Source organism: Haloplanus sp. (assembly GCF_028275055.1).
Lineage (GTDB): Archaea > Halobacteriota > Halobacteria > Halobacteriales > Haloferacaceae > Haloplanus.
In genome coordinates this window covers 1-14,290 of record NZ_JAQCNJ010000056.1, presented here as the reverse complement: position 1 = coordinate 14,290, position 14,290 = coordinate 1, and the positions used below count along the sequence as shown (strand labels likewise).

Annotated in this window: 12 protein-coding genes and 2 tRNA genes; 10 read left to right on the top strand and 4 right to left on the bottom strand. The window is 68.4% G+C overall.

Going from position 1 to position 14,290, the window contains the following annotated elements; translation table 11 throughout:
- Positions 1–59 precede the first annotated feature (59 nt).
- On the top strand, positions 60–263 hold the full coding sequence (locus tag Q0925_RS07490) for a DUF7573 domain-containing protein (protein WP_299333558.1): 204 nt from the start codon (positions 60–62) through the stop codon (positions 261–263).
- Here Q0925_RS07490 and mutL read toward each other — a convergent pair whose 3' ends face one another.
- The 3 genes from mutL to Q0925_RS07475 form a co-directional block, all read right to left on the bottom strand.
- A complete protein-coding gene (gene mutL, locus Q0925_RS07485; protein ID WP_299333555.1) occupies positions 264–1,910 on the bottom strand; it encodes a DNA mismatch repair endonuclease MutL in 1,647 nt (548 codons plus the stop codon).
- Complete coding sequence (gene mutS, locus Q0925_RS07480) at positions 1,907–4,576, bottom strand: DNA mismatch repair protein MutS (RefSeq protein ID WP_299333670.1); 2,670 nt, start codon at positions 4,574–4,576, stop codon at positions 1,907–1,909. The genes mutL and mutS overlap by 4 nt, the downstream gene beginning before the upstream one ends.
- A gap of 151 nt (positions 4,577–4,727) precedes the next feature.
- A complete protein-coding gene (locus Q0925_RS07475; protein ID WP_299333552.1) occupies positions 4,728–5,159 on the bottom strand; it encodes a hypothetical protein in 432 nt (143 codons plus the stop codon).
- Positions 5,160–5,293: 134 nt separating this feature from the next.
- Here Q0925_RS07475 and Q0925_RS07470 point away from each other — a divergent pair, with 134 nt between their 5' ends.
- From Q0925_RS07470 to Q0925_RS07445, 6 genes are all read left to right on the top strand, one after another.
- Positions 5,294–7,084 (top strand): site-2 protease family protein, encoded by a 1,791-nt coding sequence (locus Q0925_RS07470; protein ID WP_299333549.1) that lies wholly within the window; start codon positions 5,294–5,296, stop codon positions 7,082–7,084.
- A 136-nt stretch (positions 7,085–7,220) separates the two neighbouring features.
- The gene (locus tag Q0925_RS07465; RefSeq protein WP_299333546.1) at positions 7,221–8,669 is read left to right on the top strand and encodes a heme-binding protein; all 1,449 of its coding nucleotides are present in this window, start codon (positions 7,221–7,223) and stop codon (positions 8,667–8,669) included.
- A gap of 69 nt (positions 8,670–8,738) precedes the next feature.
- Positions 8,739–9,947, top strand: coding sequence for a PQQ-binding-like beta-propeller repeat protein (locus Q0925_RS07460; RefSeq protein WP_299333543.1), 1,209 nt, complete (start codon positions 8,739–8,741; stop codon positions 9,945–9,947).
- Between the two features lie 90 nt (positions 9,948–10,037).
- Complete coding sequence (locus Q0925_RS07455) at positions 10,038–10,937, top strand: acyltransferase (protein ID WP_299333540.1); 900 nt, start codon at positions 10,038–10,040, stop codon at positions 10,935–10,937.
- Positions 10,938–10,973: 36 nt separating this feature from the next.
- On the top strand, positions 10,974–11,411 hold the full coding sequence (locus Q0925_RS07450; RefSeq protein ID WP_299333537.1) for a hypothetical protein: 438 nt from the start codon (positions 10,974–10,976) through the stop codon (positions 11,409–11,411).
- Position 11,412: 1 nt separating this feature from the next.
- Complete coding sequence (locus Q0925_RS07445; protein WP_299333534.1) at positions 11,413–12,117, top strand: hypothetical protein; 705 nt, start codon at positions 11,413–11,415, stop codon at positions 12,115–12,117.
- 61 nt (positions 12,118–12,178) lie between these two features.
- On the opposite strand, the gene Q0925_RS07440 is transcribed toward Q0925_RS07445, so the two are convergent.
- Positions 12,179–12,249: transfer RNA gene (locus Q0925_RS07440), tRNA-Gly, on the bottom strand.
- Positions 12,250–12,432: 183 nt separating this feature from the next.
- Between Q0925_RS07440 and Q0925_RS07435 the strand changes: the two genes are divergently transcribed.
- The 3 genes from Q0925_RS07435 (at position 12,433) to Q0925_RS07425 (ending at position 14,133) form a co-directional block, all read left to right on the top strand.
- A complete protein-coding gene (locus Q0925_RS07435) occupies positions 12,433–13,290 on the top strand; it encodes an NAD+ synthase (RefSeq protein ID WP_299333531.1) in 858 nt (285 codons plus the stop codon).
- Between the two features lie 75 nt (positions 13,291–13,365).
- Entirely contained in the window at positions 13,366–14,019 is a 654-nt protein-coding gene (locus Q0925_RS07430) for a DUF7114 family protein (RefSeq protein WP_299333528.1), read from the top strand.
- Between the two features lie 42 nt (positions 14,020–14,061).
- Positions 14,062–14,133, top strand: a tRNA-Thr gene (locus Q0925_RS07425).
- Positions 14,134–14,290: the final 157 nt, after the last annotated feature.

Sequence of the window (14,290 nt, the reverse complement as noted above, 5' to 3'; positions counted from 1 at the left end):
CTCACTTGGCGGTTCCGCTCGTCGCCACAGATAAGCGGGTCGCTACCGTGGTGGCGAGTGTGACGGAGAAACCGCTCGACGAGTTCGCCGAAACCGGTGGTGGCGACGGGGACAACGCAGAGACGGCCGCCACGCCGGGCGTCGCGACGATGCGGTGGACCGGCGAGGGAGAGCCCTGCGCCGACTGCGGCGAGAACGCTACGCGGCGGTGGCGCGACGGCGACGGCGGAACGTTCGTCTGTGCCGACTGCAAAGACTGGTAGTCAGCCCCGGCGGGGGTGCCGGTCGAATCCGCCGGCGAGGTGGGCCTCGTCGATGGCGAGGATCGTCGGCCGGCCATGTGGGCAGACAAACGGTCGCTCACACGCGCCGAGGCGGTCGACGAGGGCGGCGGCCTCGCCGTTGTCAAGGTCGTCGCCTGCCTTCAGCGACGGGTGGCAGGCCAGATCAGCGAGCAGGTCGTCTCGGCGGCCGGTGTCGTCGCCGTCACGAAGAACGGCGAGTGTCTCCCGGAGGGTTTCGGGGTCGGCGACCCGACCGAGGGGCGCGGGAATGGCCCGGACGCGGACGGTGCCGCCACCGAACGGGTCACAGTCGAAGCCGAGGCGGGCGAGGTCGGAGGCGTGGCTCTCGACGGCCGCGACCTCGGCGGGTGACAGCGAAAGCGTTGCCGGCGGGTCAAGCGTCGCCGACGGCACGCCCTCCGCCTCGACGGCCTCCCGCAGACGCTCGTAGTTGATCCGCTCGTGGGCGGCGTGTTGATCGATCACCAACAGGTCGTCGCCGGCATCACAGAGCAGGTAGAGGCCGCCGAACCGGCCGACGAACTCGGCGTTTGCGAGCGCCGACGTGTCGGCGTCGACGGGGGTGAGCGACGAATCGAGATCCATCGCTACCTCCGCCGACCGCCGGAGGTCGGCTGTCGAGAGAACGTCCTCGACCGCCGTCTCGACGATGTCGGCCACGGCGTCCGTCGAGCGGAGTGCGACGGTCTCTTTGGTCGGGTGAACGTTCGGGTCGACCATCCGCGGCGGGAGCGAGACGGCGAGAACGGCGACCGGGTGGCGGTCGCCCGGAAGGAGCGACCCGTAGCCGCGCTCGATTGCCCGCCGGATCGGGGGGAGCGAGACCGGCCGGCCGTTGACCGCGACGCGGGTGTGTGCCGTCGTCGACCGGGTGACAGAGGGGTACGCGAGCAGCCCTTGAAGACCGAGGTCGACCTCGCGGTCGCCGACCGGGAGGGTCGCCACGGTGTCGAGGGTCGTGCGCTCGCGGGCGACCGTTCTATCGTAAACGGAGAGCGCGGCGTCGGCAAACGCGCCGGACCCGGGCGTCGCGAACACCTGGCGGTCGTCGTGATCGAGGGTGAACGCGACCGACGGGCGACAGAGCGCGTATGTGGCGACGCGATCACTGATGCGCTCGAACTCCGTCGACGCCGCGGCGAGTGACTCCTTCCGAACCGGGCGGTTGTGAAACAGGTCCCGAACCTCGACCGTGGTGCCCCGACCGCGCCCGACGGACCCGGCGGCCACGCCGTCGCCGTCGACCCGGATGCGGGTTCCGCGGGGGCCGCCGTCGTTGGTCGAGAGCGTGAGCCGCGCCACGTCGGCGATGCTGGCCAGCGCCTCCCCCCGGAACCCGAGTGTCTCGACCGCATCGAGTTCCCCCGCCGGAAGCTTGCTTGTCGTGTGGCGCTCGACCGCGAGTTCGGCCTCGTCGGCGCTCAGTCCCCGGCCGTCGTCGACGACGCGGATCCGGTCGGTGCCGTCGCCCCACACCTCGACCTCGATCCGGTCGGCGTCGGCGTCGAGGGCGTTCTCGACGAGTTCGACGACGACCCGCGCCGGCCGCGTCACCACCTCGCCGGCCGCGATGCGGTCGACCGTCTCCCGATCCAGCCGCCTCATGGCTTCTCGACCCGGTCTTTGAGGTCGGCGAGTATGTTCAGCGCTTCGAGTGGCGTCGTCGTCGCGAGGTCTGTCTCACGGAGGGTGTCGACGACCGCCGGGGAACGATCGGGACCGGAACCGCTCGTCGCGGCCCGCTCCACCCCGTCGAGTGTCACCTGTGTCCCGTCGGCGTCGCCGTTCGTGGCCGGGTCGCGATACGGCGTCGCCGGACCGGTGGTGTCGGTGTCGGTGTCGGTGTCGGACGCGTCGACGAGCGCTCCCGCCCGTTCGACGACTGGGTCGGGGACGCCCGCCATCCGTGCCACCTCGACGCCGTAGGACGACGACGCGGGTCCCTCCGCGACCCGGTGGAGAAAGCTGACGCCGTCGGTTCCGGCGGGTCGGGCCTTCTCGCTGTCACCTCCCGAGGACCGGGCCTCCTCGCTGTCCGCCGCAAAATGCAGGTTCCGGACGTTCTCGCGTTCGTCGGCGAGCGCCGTCAGGTCGTGATAATGTGTGGCAAAGAGCGTCGTCGCACCGATCTCGTCGTGGACGAACTCGGCGGTCGCGCGAGCGATGGCGCGGCCATCGGCGGTGCTGGTGCCCCGGCCAACCTCATCGAGGAGGATCAGCGAGTCGGCCGTCGCCTCGTGGAGAATCGAAGTGAGTTCCGTCATCTCTCGCATAAACGTCGACTGCCCCCCAGCAATGTCGTCGCTCGCGCCGACGCGGGTGAACACGCGGTCGACGACCGGGAGGCAGGCGGCATCGGCGGGAACGAACCCGCCCATCTGTGCCAACACGACGATCAGCGCCACCTGCCGCATATACGTCGATTTCCCGCTCATGTTCGGGCCGGTGACGAGCGAGACGCTTCCCGGCGGGAGGTCGGCGTCGTTCGGGACGAATCGGTCGTTGGTCACCTCGACGACCGGGTGGCGGCCGGCCGCTACCTCAACCCCGCCGTCGTGGAACGTCGGGCGGACGTAGCCGCGGTCGGCCGCGACCGTCGCAAGCGTCGCCAGTACGTCGAGTTCCGCGAGGGCGTCTGCCAGCGCCTGCAATCGATCCGTCTCGTCGGCGACCGACGCGCGAACCTCGCGGAATCGTTCGTACTCCAAGGTGTCGGCCCGTTCTGCCGCGCCGAGGATCTCGTCCTCGCGGCGCTTCAACTCCGGTGTGTAGAATCGTTCGGCGTTTTTCAGCGTCTGTCGCCGGGTGTAGTCGTCGGGGACCCGGTCGAGGTTGGGGTCGGTCACCTCGATGTAGTAGCCGTGGACTTGGTTGTGACCGACCGACAACGAGTCGATGCCGGTCCGTTCCCGTTCGCGTGTTTCGAGGTCGGCAACCCACGCTCGGCCCTCGCGCTCGGTCGCCCGCAGGTCGTCGAGTTCGGCGTCGAACCCCTCGCGGATCACGCCGCCGTCGGTCACCTCGACCGGCGGATCGGGACGGATCGCCCGGTCAATCAGGTTCCGCACCGGATCGAGGGGGTCGATCCGCTCCCGGAGGCCGCGGAGAAGCACCGCCTCGACACCGCCGAGTGCCGACAGGAGTTCGGGGACGGCGTCGAGCGTTGCCTGCAGCGATCGTAGGTCGCGGGCGTCGGCGCGCTCCCGCGAGACGCGGCCGGCGAGGCGTTCGAGGTCGTACACCTCGCGGAGAGCGTCGCGGATCGTCTCCCGGGAGAGCGGGGCATCGACGAGTTCGCCGACGGCGTCGAGTCGGGCTTCGATCCGGTCGGGGTCGACGAGGGGGCGCCGGAGCCACGCGTCGAGTTCGCGCCGCCCCGGCGCACAGACAGTGGCGTCGAGAACGTCAAAAAGCGTCTCGCTCGCGCCCACGCCCCGGTTCTCGAACAGTTCGAGGCTTCGGATGGCCGTCGCATCGAGACCGAGGGCGTCCCGCGGATCGTACCGGCTGATCCGGGTGACATGCGAGAGCGGGCCGGTGTCGCCCTGACTCCACTCGGCGTACGCGAGAACGATCCCACAGGCCAAGAGTTCGACCGGCGACTCGACGACCGCCTCGGGCGCGGAGACGTACGCGCCGACCCGTTCGGCGGCCGTCTCGGCGTCCATCCGAGCGGCTTCGTGGTCGGTCACCATCGGGTCGGCCGACAGCGCCTCGTGATCGACGGTTACGTCGGGGGTGACGAGCAGTTCTTCGGGAGCGAGGCGGTCGAGTTCGTCACGCAGGCGCGTTTCGGTCTGTACACTCGTCACCGAGCAGTCGCCGGTCGAGACGTCGACGGCGGCAAGGGACCGTGTCGCCCCGTCGCGGGCCACCGCGGCGACGTAGTTGGTCGTCCCCGAACCGAGGAGTTCGTCGTCGACGAGCGTTCCCGGGGTCACGACCCGCGTGACAGCCCGGTCGACCAGCCCCGAGGCGTCCGCCGGGCGTTCGACCTGTTCGGCGACTGCGACACGGTAGCCGGCGTCGAGAAGGCGGTCGACGTACGTCGTGGCGTTGTCGACCGGGATGCCCGCCATCGGGTAGGTGCCGGTGCTGTCCTCGCGGCGCGTGAGGGTCAGTTCACACACCTGGGCGGTCTCCTCGGCGGCCTCGCAGTACGTCTGGTAGAAGTCGCCGTTCTGGAACAGGAGGAGAGCGTTCTCGTAGCCGGCACAGAGTTCGAAGTACTGGCTCAGCATCGGCGTCAGTTCCTCGCGGACGGCGACCATCCCATCAGGGGGGCCGGTCACGGCGTCGTCGGTCGTCGCCGTGTCGGCGTCGCTATCGGGATCGGGTGTGGCGTTGTCGTCCGCATCCGCGTCCATACTCCCAGTCCGACGGTCGAGAAATAAAAACCGTCAGGATCGGCGGTGCCGCTGGCTACACCCCTGCGACCCAGGCACGGTAGTCGTCGGCGAGGTCGTAGGTGGTCCGGAGGGCGCGGTCGGCGAACTGGCTGAGGCGGTTGGGGTCGGAGCGGGCGGTGATCCGGACGTTTGCGCCCTCGGTCGCCTCCGGGCGCTCGATCTGGTCGATGCGACATTCGGGGAACTCCGACAGGACGTTTTTCAGACGGTCGAGTTCGGCGTCGGTACAGTCGAGGTTGAACGTCTGGTCGGCGAACTGGATCCACGGAACCTGTGTGGGCGTCTCGCCGTTGTCGCCATCGTCGTAGTCGTCGGTCACGCCCGGTGCGTCGGCGGGGTCGACCTCGATGGTGAGAAAGGCGCTGGCGCGGGTCCGGTGGGCGATCACTGCCTCGGCGAACAGTTGCCGGCGCTCGGTGGCGGCGGCGGCGTCGAAACGTGTCATGTGCGTGGGTGGGCCTCCAGCCTGAAAAAGTCGGCCGGGTCGGGACGTGGACGCGTGGATGCGCGAGGCGGTGTGAGGTGTCGAGGCGTGGCGTATCCGAACGCATTTTGCTATCGCGGCCTTGTTTTGTGTTGATGAACACGTTGCTGTGGGTTCTCGTTGGCGTTCTCGTCTACTCCCTCATCGCGAAGGCGCTTCAGATCCAAGGCTACCTCCCGAACGCCGTGCGCCTCCAGGGACCGATCGCAACGATTCACACCCGGCGTGGGCGGGCACTGCTCACCCGCCTCGCGGAGCCGAAACGGTTCTGGCGGGCGTACAGCAACGTCGGCGTCGGCGTCGCCCTGGTTATCATGGCCGGCATGTTTCTGCTCCTGTTGGCCCAGGCGCTTGTGGTTCTCCGGGACCCGCCGTCGCCATCGGCCGTGAACCAGCCACAGAACTTTCTGGTCGTCCCCGGGGTTAACGATTTTCTCCCGCTGGCCGTCGCACCCGAGATCGTCTTCGGCCTGCTGGTGGGCCTGGTGGTCCACGAAGGGGGACACGGCCTGCTCTGCCGGGTCGAGGACATCGACATCGAGTCCATGGGCGTCGTCCTGTTGGCGTTCATCCCGCTGGGGGCGTTCGTCGAACCCGACGAGGAAAGCGAAGGCGAGGCCAACCGCGGCGCACGGACCCGGATGTTCGCGGCGGGGGTCACCAACAACTTCGTTCTGACGGCCGTGGCCTTCGCCCTCCTTTTTGGCCCCGTGATCGGCGCCATCGGCGTCGCGCCGGGTGTCGCCGTCGACGGGGCCTACGAGGGATCCCCGGCGTCGGCGGCGGGCATCGAACACGGCGACCGAATCACGGCCGTCGCGGGGACGGAGGTGCAGACGGAGCGTGACCTCGACGACGCCTTGCTCGCTGCCGAGGATCGGACCGTCGAGGTCGAGGTCGACGGCGAGCGGACGGTCCGGATCGAGCGGTCGTTGGCGGTCGTCGGGACCGTCGGCGGCAACCCGGCGAACCTCTCCGTCGAGAACGGCGACGACCCGATCAGTGTCACCGCGGTCAACGGAACGCCAGTGACGACGCGTAGCGAGTTCCGCGACGCGACCGCAAACCGAACGTTCGCGCGAATCGAGACGAGCGAGGGTGAGCGGGTCGTTCCCGTCGGGGCGTACATCACGCGTGTCGCCGCCGACGGACCGCTGGCCAACGCCAGCGCACCCACGAACGAGAGCCTCGTTATCACCGGGATCGGTGGCCAGCGGGTCACCTCCTCGACGGACCTGTCCCGCGTTCTCGACGAGTACGGTCCGGGTGACCGGGTCGAGGTCGACGCTCGCGTCGGCGGCGAGTCGACAACGTACGACGTGGTTCTCGGCGAGAGCCCACAGGACGGCAACGGCTTTCTCGGCGTCGACATCTTTCCCGGAACGAGCGGCCTTCTGGTCACCGACTTCGGGATCCGCGAGTATCCGGCCGGCACCTATCTCGAACTGCTCGGCGGGTCCGGCGGCGACGCCGCCTCGCCGCTGCCCGGGTTGACCGACTCGCCGTTGACCCTCGTCTACGTCGCGCTTCTGTTGCCGCTTGCTTCGCTGGTGCTCGGGATCCCGAACTTCCCGGGATTCACCCCGTCGGTAACGGAGTTCTACGTCGTCGAGGGGGTACTCGCCCCCTTCGGTGATGTGGTGTTCATTCTCGCGAACGTGCTCTTCTGGGCCGCGTGGGTGAACCTCCAACTCGGTCTGTTCAACTGCATCCCCGGCTACCCCCTCGACGGGGGGCGCATCCTCCGGATGTGTGCCGAGGCGGTGACGTCGCGGCTCCCGGTCGGGGACGGCGAGCGACTCGTCCGGACGATCACCACGGGCATCGGCCTGACGATGCTCGTGTCGCTGATTCTGATGATCTTCGGGCCACGGTTGCTGTCCTAAGACGGGCGACGGGAGCGATCCGTTTGTGACCGATTCGAAGGGAGCGGCCCGGCCATGACCGAAACCGTCGGGGCGGCGGGGCCACCGCCGGCCGGAACGCGCAACTTCCATACCGTATCGGTTCCAAGGGATGCGTATGCGCGAGCCACCACGGACGGACGAAGGCTGGTACGTACTGCACGACTTCCGCCGGATCGACTGGTCGTCGTGGCGCGACACCCCCGAACGGGAACGAGACCGTGCGACCGAGGAGGGTATCGACTATCTGGAGCGCCACGAGGCGGTGGCGGACGCGGACGACGGGGCCTCCGCGGTGTTCTCGACGCTCGGTCACAAGGCGGATTTGATGATCGTCCACCTGCGGCCGACGCTCGACGCCCTCTCGACGGCCGAACGCCGGTTCAACCGCACGGCCCTCGGGGCGTTCACCGAACAGTCCACCTCCTACGTCTCCGTCACCGAGGTGAGCGGCTACGTCTCCGACGACTACTTCGCCGACGACGAGGAGGAGGTCGACACGGGCCTGAAACAGTATATCGAGGGGAAACTCGAACCCGACATCCCCGCGGACGGCTACGCGAGTTTCTACCCGATGAGCCGCAAGCGGGGGGAACAGGACAACTGGTACGACCTGCCCTTCGAGCGCCGCCGAGAGATGATGGAGGAACACGGCGAACACGGCCGGGAGTTCGGCGGGCGTGTGAAACAGATCGTTGCCTCCTCGGTCGGGCTCGACGACTGGGAGTGGGGGGTCACCCTCTTTGCCGACGATCCGACCGAACTGAAAGACATCGTCTACGAGATGCGCTACGACGAGGCCAGCGCCCGCTACAGCGAGTTCGGCCCCTTCTACGTCGGTCGCCGGTTCCCGCCCGAGGATCTGCCCGCGTTTCTCGCCGGGGAGACGGTGCCGGCCGACGAGGCGGACACCGGCCACGGCGACGATGAGCGTGTCCACGAGGAGGGTGACACCCACGGCGGCGAGAACGAGACCGAGGAGGAAGACGACATCCGTGGCGAACTCGAGGATCTCGACATCTACGCGGGCAAGCCACACGGCAAGGACGTGTACGCGACGGTGCTCTACTCCGAGGCCGGCGCCGACGGGTTGTTCGAGGAGGTCGACGGTCTCCGGTCGAACTTCGATCACTACGACACACACGTCAAGACCGCGGTGTACGACGCCCGCGGGCGGGACCGGCGGGCGGTCGTGAGCATCTGGGACACCGCAAGCGCGGCCGACACCGCCGCGGGCTTTCTCTCGGAACTCCCGGGGATCGTTAGCCGTGCCGGCGAGGGGTCCGGCTTCGGGACGATGGGGATGTTCTACACGGTCAAGCCCGACTATCAGGAGGACTTTGTCGAGAAGTTCGAAACCATCGGCGGCCTGTTGGCCGACATGGAGGGACACGGCGAGACGGACCTGATGATCAACCTCGAAAACGAGAACGACATGTTCATCGCCAGCCAGTGGCGCTCGCGGGAGGACGCGATGACCTTTTTCGGCTCCGACGAGTTTTCAGACGCCGTCTCGTGGGGACGGGACGTGCTCGTCGACCGGCCGCGACACGTCTTTCTCGCGTAGGCTCCGCCCCCGGCAGCGTGCGGTCCGACACCACCGCCGCTTTTGTCGGCGGCCGTGGACGACAAACCGATGCCCTCCGTCACACGCCGTCACCTGCTGAGTGGAGTCGTCGCCACGGCCGGCACGTACGGCACCTACCGCCTACACCGTGGCCGGGCAAGCGCCACGTTCGACGCCTGGACCCCGGAGTCGGGCACGTGGCCGCTCCGCCGATACGACCCCGAAGGCACCGCTCACAACCCGAACGCGGAGCCGCCCCGTCACCCGCCGACGGTGAGCGCCGTCGGGTCCGTTCCGGAGCCGACCCGGCGGCCACGCCTCGCCCCCCTCGTCGGCCCCGACCACGTCGTCGTCGCCGGGACCGACGCCGCGGCGTTCCGGGACGGGAGTGGCGGCGAAGCCGTCTCGGTCGGTCCGGCCACGCTCGCGGGGTTCGGCCCGGACGGCCGCCTCCATACGGTTCGGCCGGCCCCGGAGCCGGCGGTCGTCGATCACAGCGCCGGCACCCTGCGAGAACGTGCCCGGGTCCCCCTCGGCGTCAAGGGGGGTGGTAGCGACCCGACCGGACTGGTCGTCGGAGCGGGTGAGGTGTATGTCGGCGTCGCAAACGGAACGCTTCGAGCCGTCGCGGGCGGCGGGCGGGGCTGGCGGGTCGACGGATCGTTGCCCGTTCTCGCCGGAGGGCGGTTGTACGCCGCGGACGCACCCCTCGCCGGCACCGTCGCGTACGCGGAACGTCCGGGTCTCGGTCGCCGGCTCGAAGCGGGGACAAAACGGATCTGGGACGCCGGCCCGGTCGAGGGGTTCCCGCACCGTCCGGCGGTCACCGACGGTCGACTCGTGGTCGGGTCATACGCAGAAGACGGGGGAGCCGTCGTCGCCCTCGACGCCGACATCGGCGACCGCCTCTGGGAGCCACGCCGTTTCGGGACCGACGTCTCCACCCCCGCCATCGTCGGCGACAACGGCTACACGGCGGTGGCCCGCGGCGACGGGTCGGGACGCGTGATCGCTCTCGATCTCGCAACCGGCGAGACACGCTGGCGCGACGAGGTCGGGTTCGGGGCCATCACCGCGGTGGTCGGTGGGGAGACGCTCGTCGTCGCCGGCGAACGGGAACGGACCGAAGACCGGAGCGCCGGCGTGGTCCGTGCGTACGACACGGAAACGGGGGAGGTGCGCTGGACACGCGGTGTCGACAACGCTCCGGGCGGTCTCGCGGTCGCCGGCGAGCGGGTGGTCGTCACCGCCGGACCGTCGGTGTACGAACTCGTCTGATCGCCCGAACCGACGATCGATCCGCTCGGGGGCGGCCTCGACGCCAGACACCCGAACCCATTTGACAAGCCGCCGCGTACGAGAACTGAGATGACGAAGCGACACGTCTCGCTCCCCGCCGGGGCCAACGCTGGCGTCGGGGAGTTTATCGACTACGTCGACGAGCGACTCTCCTCGGAGGAGGATCTGTGTCGGGTCGTACAGGATGTGTTGGTCGACCTGTTCGGGGACCGCGAGGCGTACGAACGGTGGACCGGCGGCGCGTCGGTGTCGCCCGCCGAACGCGTTCGCCTGCAGGGGTATGACCCGTGTAACGCCACGCTGGAAAGCGAGTACTACGCCGAGAAGGACGAAAAGCGGTTCAAGCAGTCGAAGTATCTCCAGTGGCTCTGGCGACAGTTCGACGCCACGCCGATGGCCGACAACGTCGAGTTTGCGCTCCGATTCCGGCGGATGCTCGCCGACCACCTGTTCGAGGAGTGTGGCGACGACTGTCGGTTCTTCAAGAGGATCACGTTCACCTACGGCCACAACCTTTCGGTCGGCGACAACGTCGTCGTTCACGACGACGTCCACCTCGACGACCGGGGGCGGCTCACCGTTGGCGACCGCGTCTCCATCTCCGACGGCGTTCACGTGTACAGCCACGACCACGACATCGTCGACCAGACCGAGGTTCGGAACTACCACACGATGGTCAATGACGACGCCCGCGTCACGTACGACGCGATGGTGAGCGCCGGGAGGAAGGTCGGGGAGAACGCCGTTGTCGGCGCTCGCGCGGTGGTGCAAGGCGACGTGCCGGCCCACCACGTCGCCGTCGGGATGCCGGCAAAGAGCGTCCGCGTCAAGCCGGGATGGGAGGACGCCGCGGCCCCCCTCGACGCCGGGGGCGAGAATCGGCGCGAAGACCGTCGCATCGAGTACGATCTGCCGGATGACTTCGACGCCTTCGACGAGTTTGAGCGGGACCGAACGCCTCCGAACTAGCCGGCCGTTTTTCAGGCTCAGGACCGGTGGGTCCCCATGGACCGACGACGCCATATAACGGCTCCCGGCGCGACGGCGGCGGTTGCGGCGTGTTCGGGTCGGACACCAGGCGACCGACGGGGCGGGTCGACGGCTGACCTCGGCGAGTTGTGCACGGACGCCGTCACCGATGTCGACGGCGAGGGTCTCGCAGAACCGCTCACCGCCGGACCCGACCGACCGTGGAGAACGGCCGGCCACGCCGGGACGCCCGTCGCCAAGCGCCTCCGCCGGGCCCGTTCCGGAAGCGACACCACCGGTCCCCGGCCACGCCGGGACCGGCGCCGTTTTGATGTTGAGGGCGGGGTCGGTCGCATCCGGACGGCGGTGACCGGGCCAGACGACCGCTTCCGCGCCGTGACGAGCAACCGCGACGGTCGGGGGCAACCGGTCGAGGGCGACGACCCGGTCACTCGGTGTCTCCCCGCTCGATAGGGTGGCCCGAGCCGTCGCCATCAACGTCGGGGCGAACACCACGCTGCCGGGCTTTCGCGGCCCCGTCCGCCCGGACGGCCGGTTTGCGTACGTCCCGATCCCGGAACGCGAACCGACAGCCCACCCCGTGCCGACCTACGCCGACCTTTCGTTTCCCCTCGATGTCGACGTCTCCGGGGTTGCCGACCGCCGGGTTCATCTCGACCCCGAGTTCGCGGGTGTTCACGGCGCGACCGACTACACCTACGGCGACGAACACGGGGTGAAAGCCGGCCCGTTGTCGGCGCTCGATCCCGGCGACTCGCTTTTTTTCTACGCCACACTCTCGCTCCGGGGCGACCCCGCCGACCGTCCCGAGTTTCCCCCGGAGTGGGGTGCGTACCTGATCGGGGAGTTCCGCGTCGAGCGAGTCGTCACCGGCGAGACGTACCGGTCGCTCGGTGCCGAGGAACGCGAGCGGTTTGCGAGCAACGCCCACGCCAAACGCGAGTCGGTCGACGCGAGAGTGTTGGTCGCCGGGGATGAGCGGTCCCGACTGCTGGACCGGGCGGTGCCGGTGAGTGCGCCGGCGTCGGGGGCAACCCCGGGGCCGCTGGTGACCGAACTCTCGGCCGATTCGGGGAACGGGCCGTGGTGGCGTCGTGTCCTGCGGTTCGACGCCGACGCGACCGCTCGGCTCCGGAGCGTCGTCACCGACCGGCAGTGATAAAAAGCGAGGATATGGACGTCTCGTTCGGAGCTTCCGCGAATGAAACGGGTGGGAGAAGTGCGCCGTCCGAGAATTGAACCCGGGCTAGTGGCTTGGGAAGCCACTGTCCTACCACTGGACCAACGGCGCTCGCACACGTCGATATCGTCGCTCCCCACTTGAACGTAGCGTTTCGTCGAACGACCCGTCTCACGTCGGACACGGCGGTGCATAATCAAATTTTCATCGACTTTGAGTGGGTTATGTCTACGATCGTTCACTCAGCCCGTGAGACAAGAGGGTATTTCAAACTGGCGTTCGTAAATAGAATTGATGAGCCACGAATCCGTTGTTATGCAGGAGTCGGCCCCGCTCGATCTCCGCCTCTCGGAGGCGGAGTTGGAGGCGACCCGCGAACACCTCACCGCGTTCGTCGAGACCGTTGTCGACGACGCGGGGGCCGAGGGGGCTGTACTCGGACTCTCCGGTGGTATCGACAGCACGCTTACCGCCCACCTCGCGGTGGAGGCGGTCGGGGTCGACGGCGTCCACGGTCTCGTGATGCCCGGCGAGGTGAACACGGCCGACAATATGAGCGACGCCGAGCGCGTGGCCCGTGATCTCGGCATCGAGTACGACGTGATCGACATCGAGCCGATCTACGACGCCCTTGTCGAGGCGTTCCCGAGCGAGACGACGGCCGACCGTCTGGACGACGACCCGCTTCGGACCGCCGCGGGCAACGTCCGGGTCCGGATCCGAGCGGTTCTCAACTACTTCGTCGCCAATGCGGAGAACCGGGTCGTTCTCGGGACGGGCAACCGGAGCGAGGCGCTCACGGGCTATTTCACCAAGTACGGCGATCAGGCGGTCGACTGCAACCCCATCGGCAATCTCTACAAACAACAGGTGCGGCAGTTGGCGGCCCACGTCGGCATCGACGATGATCTGGTGAACAAAACGCCGTCTGCGGAGATGTGGACCGGCCAGACGGACGAAGGGGAGATGGGGTTGGACTACGACACGCTCGACGCCATTCTGGCGCTCCATATCGACGGCCCGCTCTCACCGGCGGCGACGGTCCGCCAACTGGACGTGACCGCCGAACAGGTCGAGCGTGTGGTCGGGCTGTACGAACGGAGCGCACACAAGCGATCGATGCCGCCGGCCCCCGAGGCGCTCCATCTGTAGCCCGCGACGTTCCGGAGACACACCGGGGCCCCCGTTTCCAAAGCTCTTTGCCTTTCGCACCGATATAAACTGTCGATGGACAATGCCGTGCGGGCCCGGCGTGTCGCCCGTGATACGCTCGCCGATATCGAGCCCGAACGGCTCGGCGAGATGCTTCGGGACCGCCTCAACGACGCCTCGATGACACCCAGCGTTCTCACGCTGGTGAGCGCCGACGCCTTCGACACGGCGGTCGATGTCGACAGCGTCGCCAGACGCGGCGCCGGCGTCCAGCTCATCTACGAGGGACTCCGGCTCACCAGGTCGCTGGCCCACGACGAACCGTGGGCGGACGGCGGCGGCGCCGCGACACAGGCCGATCTCGCCATTCTCGCCGCCGACGTGTTCGTCTCCCGTGGGTTCTACATCCTCGCACGGACGGAAACGGCCGAACGCGCCGTCGAGGTGGTTCGGTCGTTCGGCCGGGATCAGACGCGTCGCCGGGAACCGGACACGGACCCCTCGGCGATCGACCGCAACCTCGAGGCGGAGGTGTTGGCGCTCGCCGTCGCCGCCGGCACGACCGCCGTGGGTGTCGACCCCAGCGACGACCTCCTGTCGTACGCGGCCGAACTCGCCCGCGAGGGCGACGCCGACCTGCCGCCGCCAACGGCGCTGACGGACGCCACCGCCGACCGCATCCTCACGCTCGCCGGTAGCGACGCCGCCTCCCCCGCCGCCGACCCGTAATCGAAACGTCTAAGACCGACTCCGGCCAAACCGGAGTCGCGTGCCTGGGTAGCTTAGCGGTAAAGCGCGTCCTTGGTAAGGACGAGACCCCGGATTCAAATTCCGGCCTAGGCTTCACCCGTTTCAGCCCCTCTCTCCCCAATTTACGCTCTTCTTAGGAGAGAATAAATGAAGCTCAAGAACGTTACGTTTCACTACACGTCCACCCCGACGCCGTCTTGCGATTCGCGTTACTGTCAGGACACCATAAAGAACGGCGCTTCGCCGTCTG

Bases quoted from the DNA above. Each gene is read 5' to 3' on its own strand.
- Q0925_RS07475 (WP_299333552.1), bottom strand. From the start codon at position 5,159: ATGACACGTTTCGACGCCGCCGCCGCCACCGAGCGCCGGCAACTGTTC.
- Q0925_RS07435 (WP_299333531.1), top strand. From the start codon at position 12,433: ATGAGCCACGAATCCGTTGTTATGCAGGAGTCGGCCCCGCTCGATCTC.
- mutS (WP_299333670.1), bottom strand. From the start codon at position 4,576: ATGGTCGCCGTCCGCGAGGAACTGACGCCGATGCTGAGCCAGTACTTC.
- Q0925_RS07455 (WP_299333540.1), top strand. From the start codon at position 10,038: ATGACGAAGCGACACGTCTCGCTCCCCGCCGGGGCCAACGCTGGCGTC.
- Q0925_RS07470 (WP_299333549.1), top strand. From the start codon at position 5,294: ATGAACACGTTGCTGTGGGTTCTCGTTGGCGTTCTCGTCTACTCCCTC.
- Q0925_RS07430 (WP_299333528.1), top strand. From the start codon at position 13,366: ATGGACAATGCCGTGCGGGCCCGGCGTGTCGCCCGTGATACGCTCGCC.
- mutL (WP_299333555.1), bottom strand. From the start codon at position 1,910: ATGAGGCGGCTGGATCGGGAGACGGTCGACCGCATCGCGGCCGGCGAG.
- Q0925_RS07450 (WP_299333537.1), top strand. From the start codon at position 10,974: ATGGACCGACGACGCCATATAACGGCTCCCGGCGCGACGGCGGCGGTT.
- Q0925_RS07460 (WP_299333543.1), top strand. From the start codon at position 8,739: ATGCCCTCCGTCACACGCCGTCACCTGCTGAGTGGAGTCGTCGCCACG.
- Q0925_RS07465 (WP_299333546.1), top strand. From the start codon at position 7,221: ATGCGCGAGCCACCACGGACGGACGAAGGCTGGTACGTACTGCACGAC.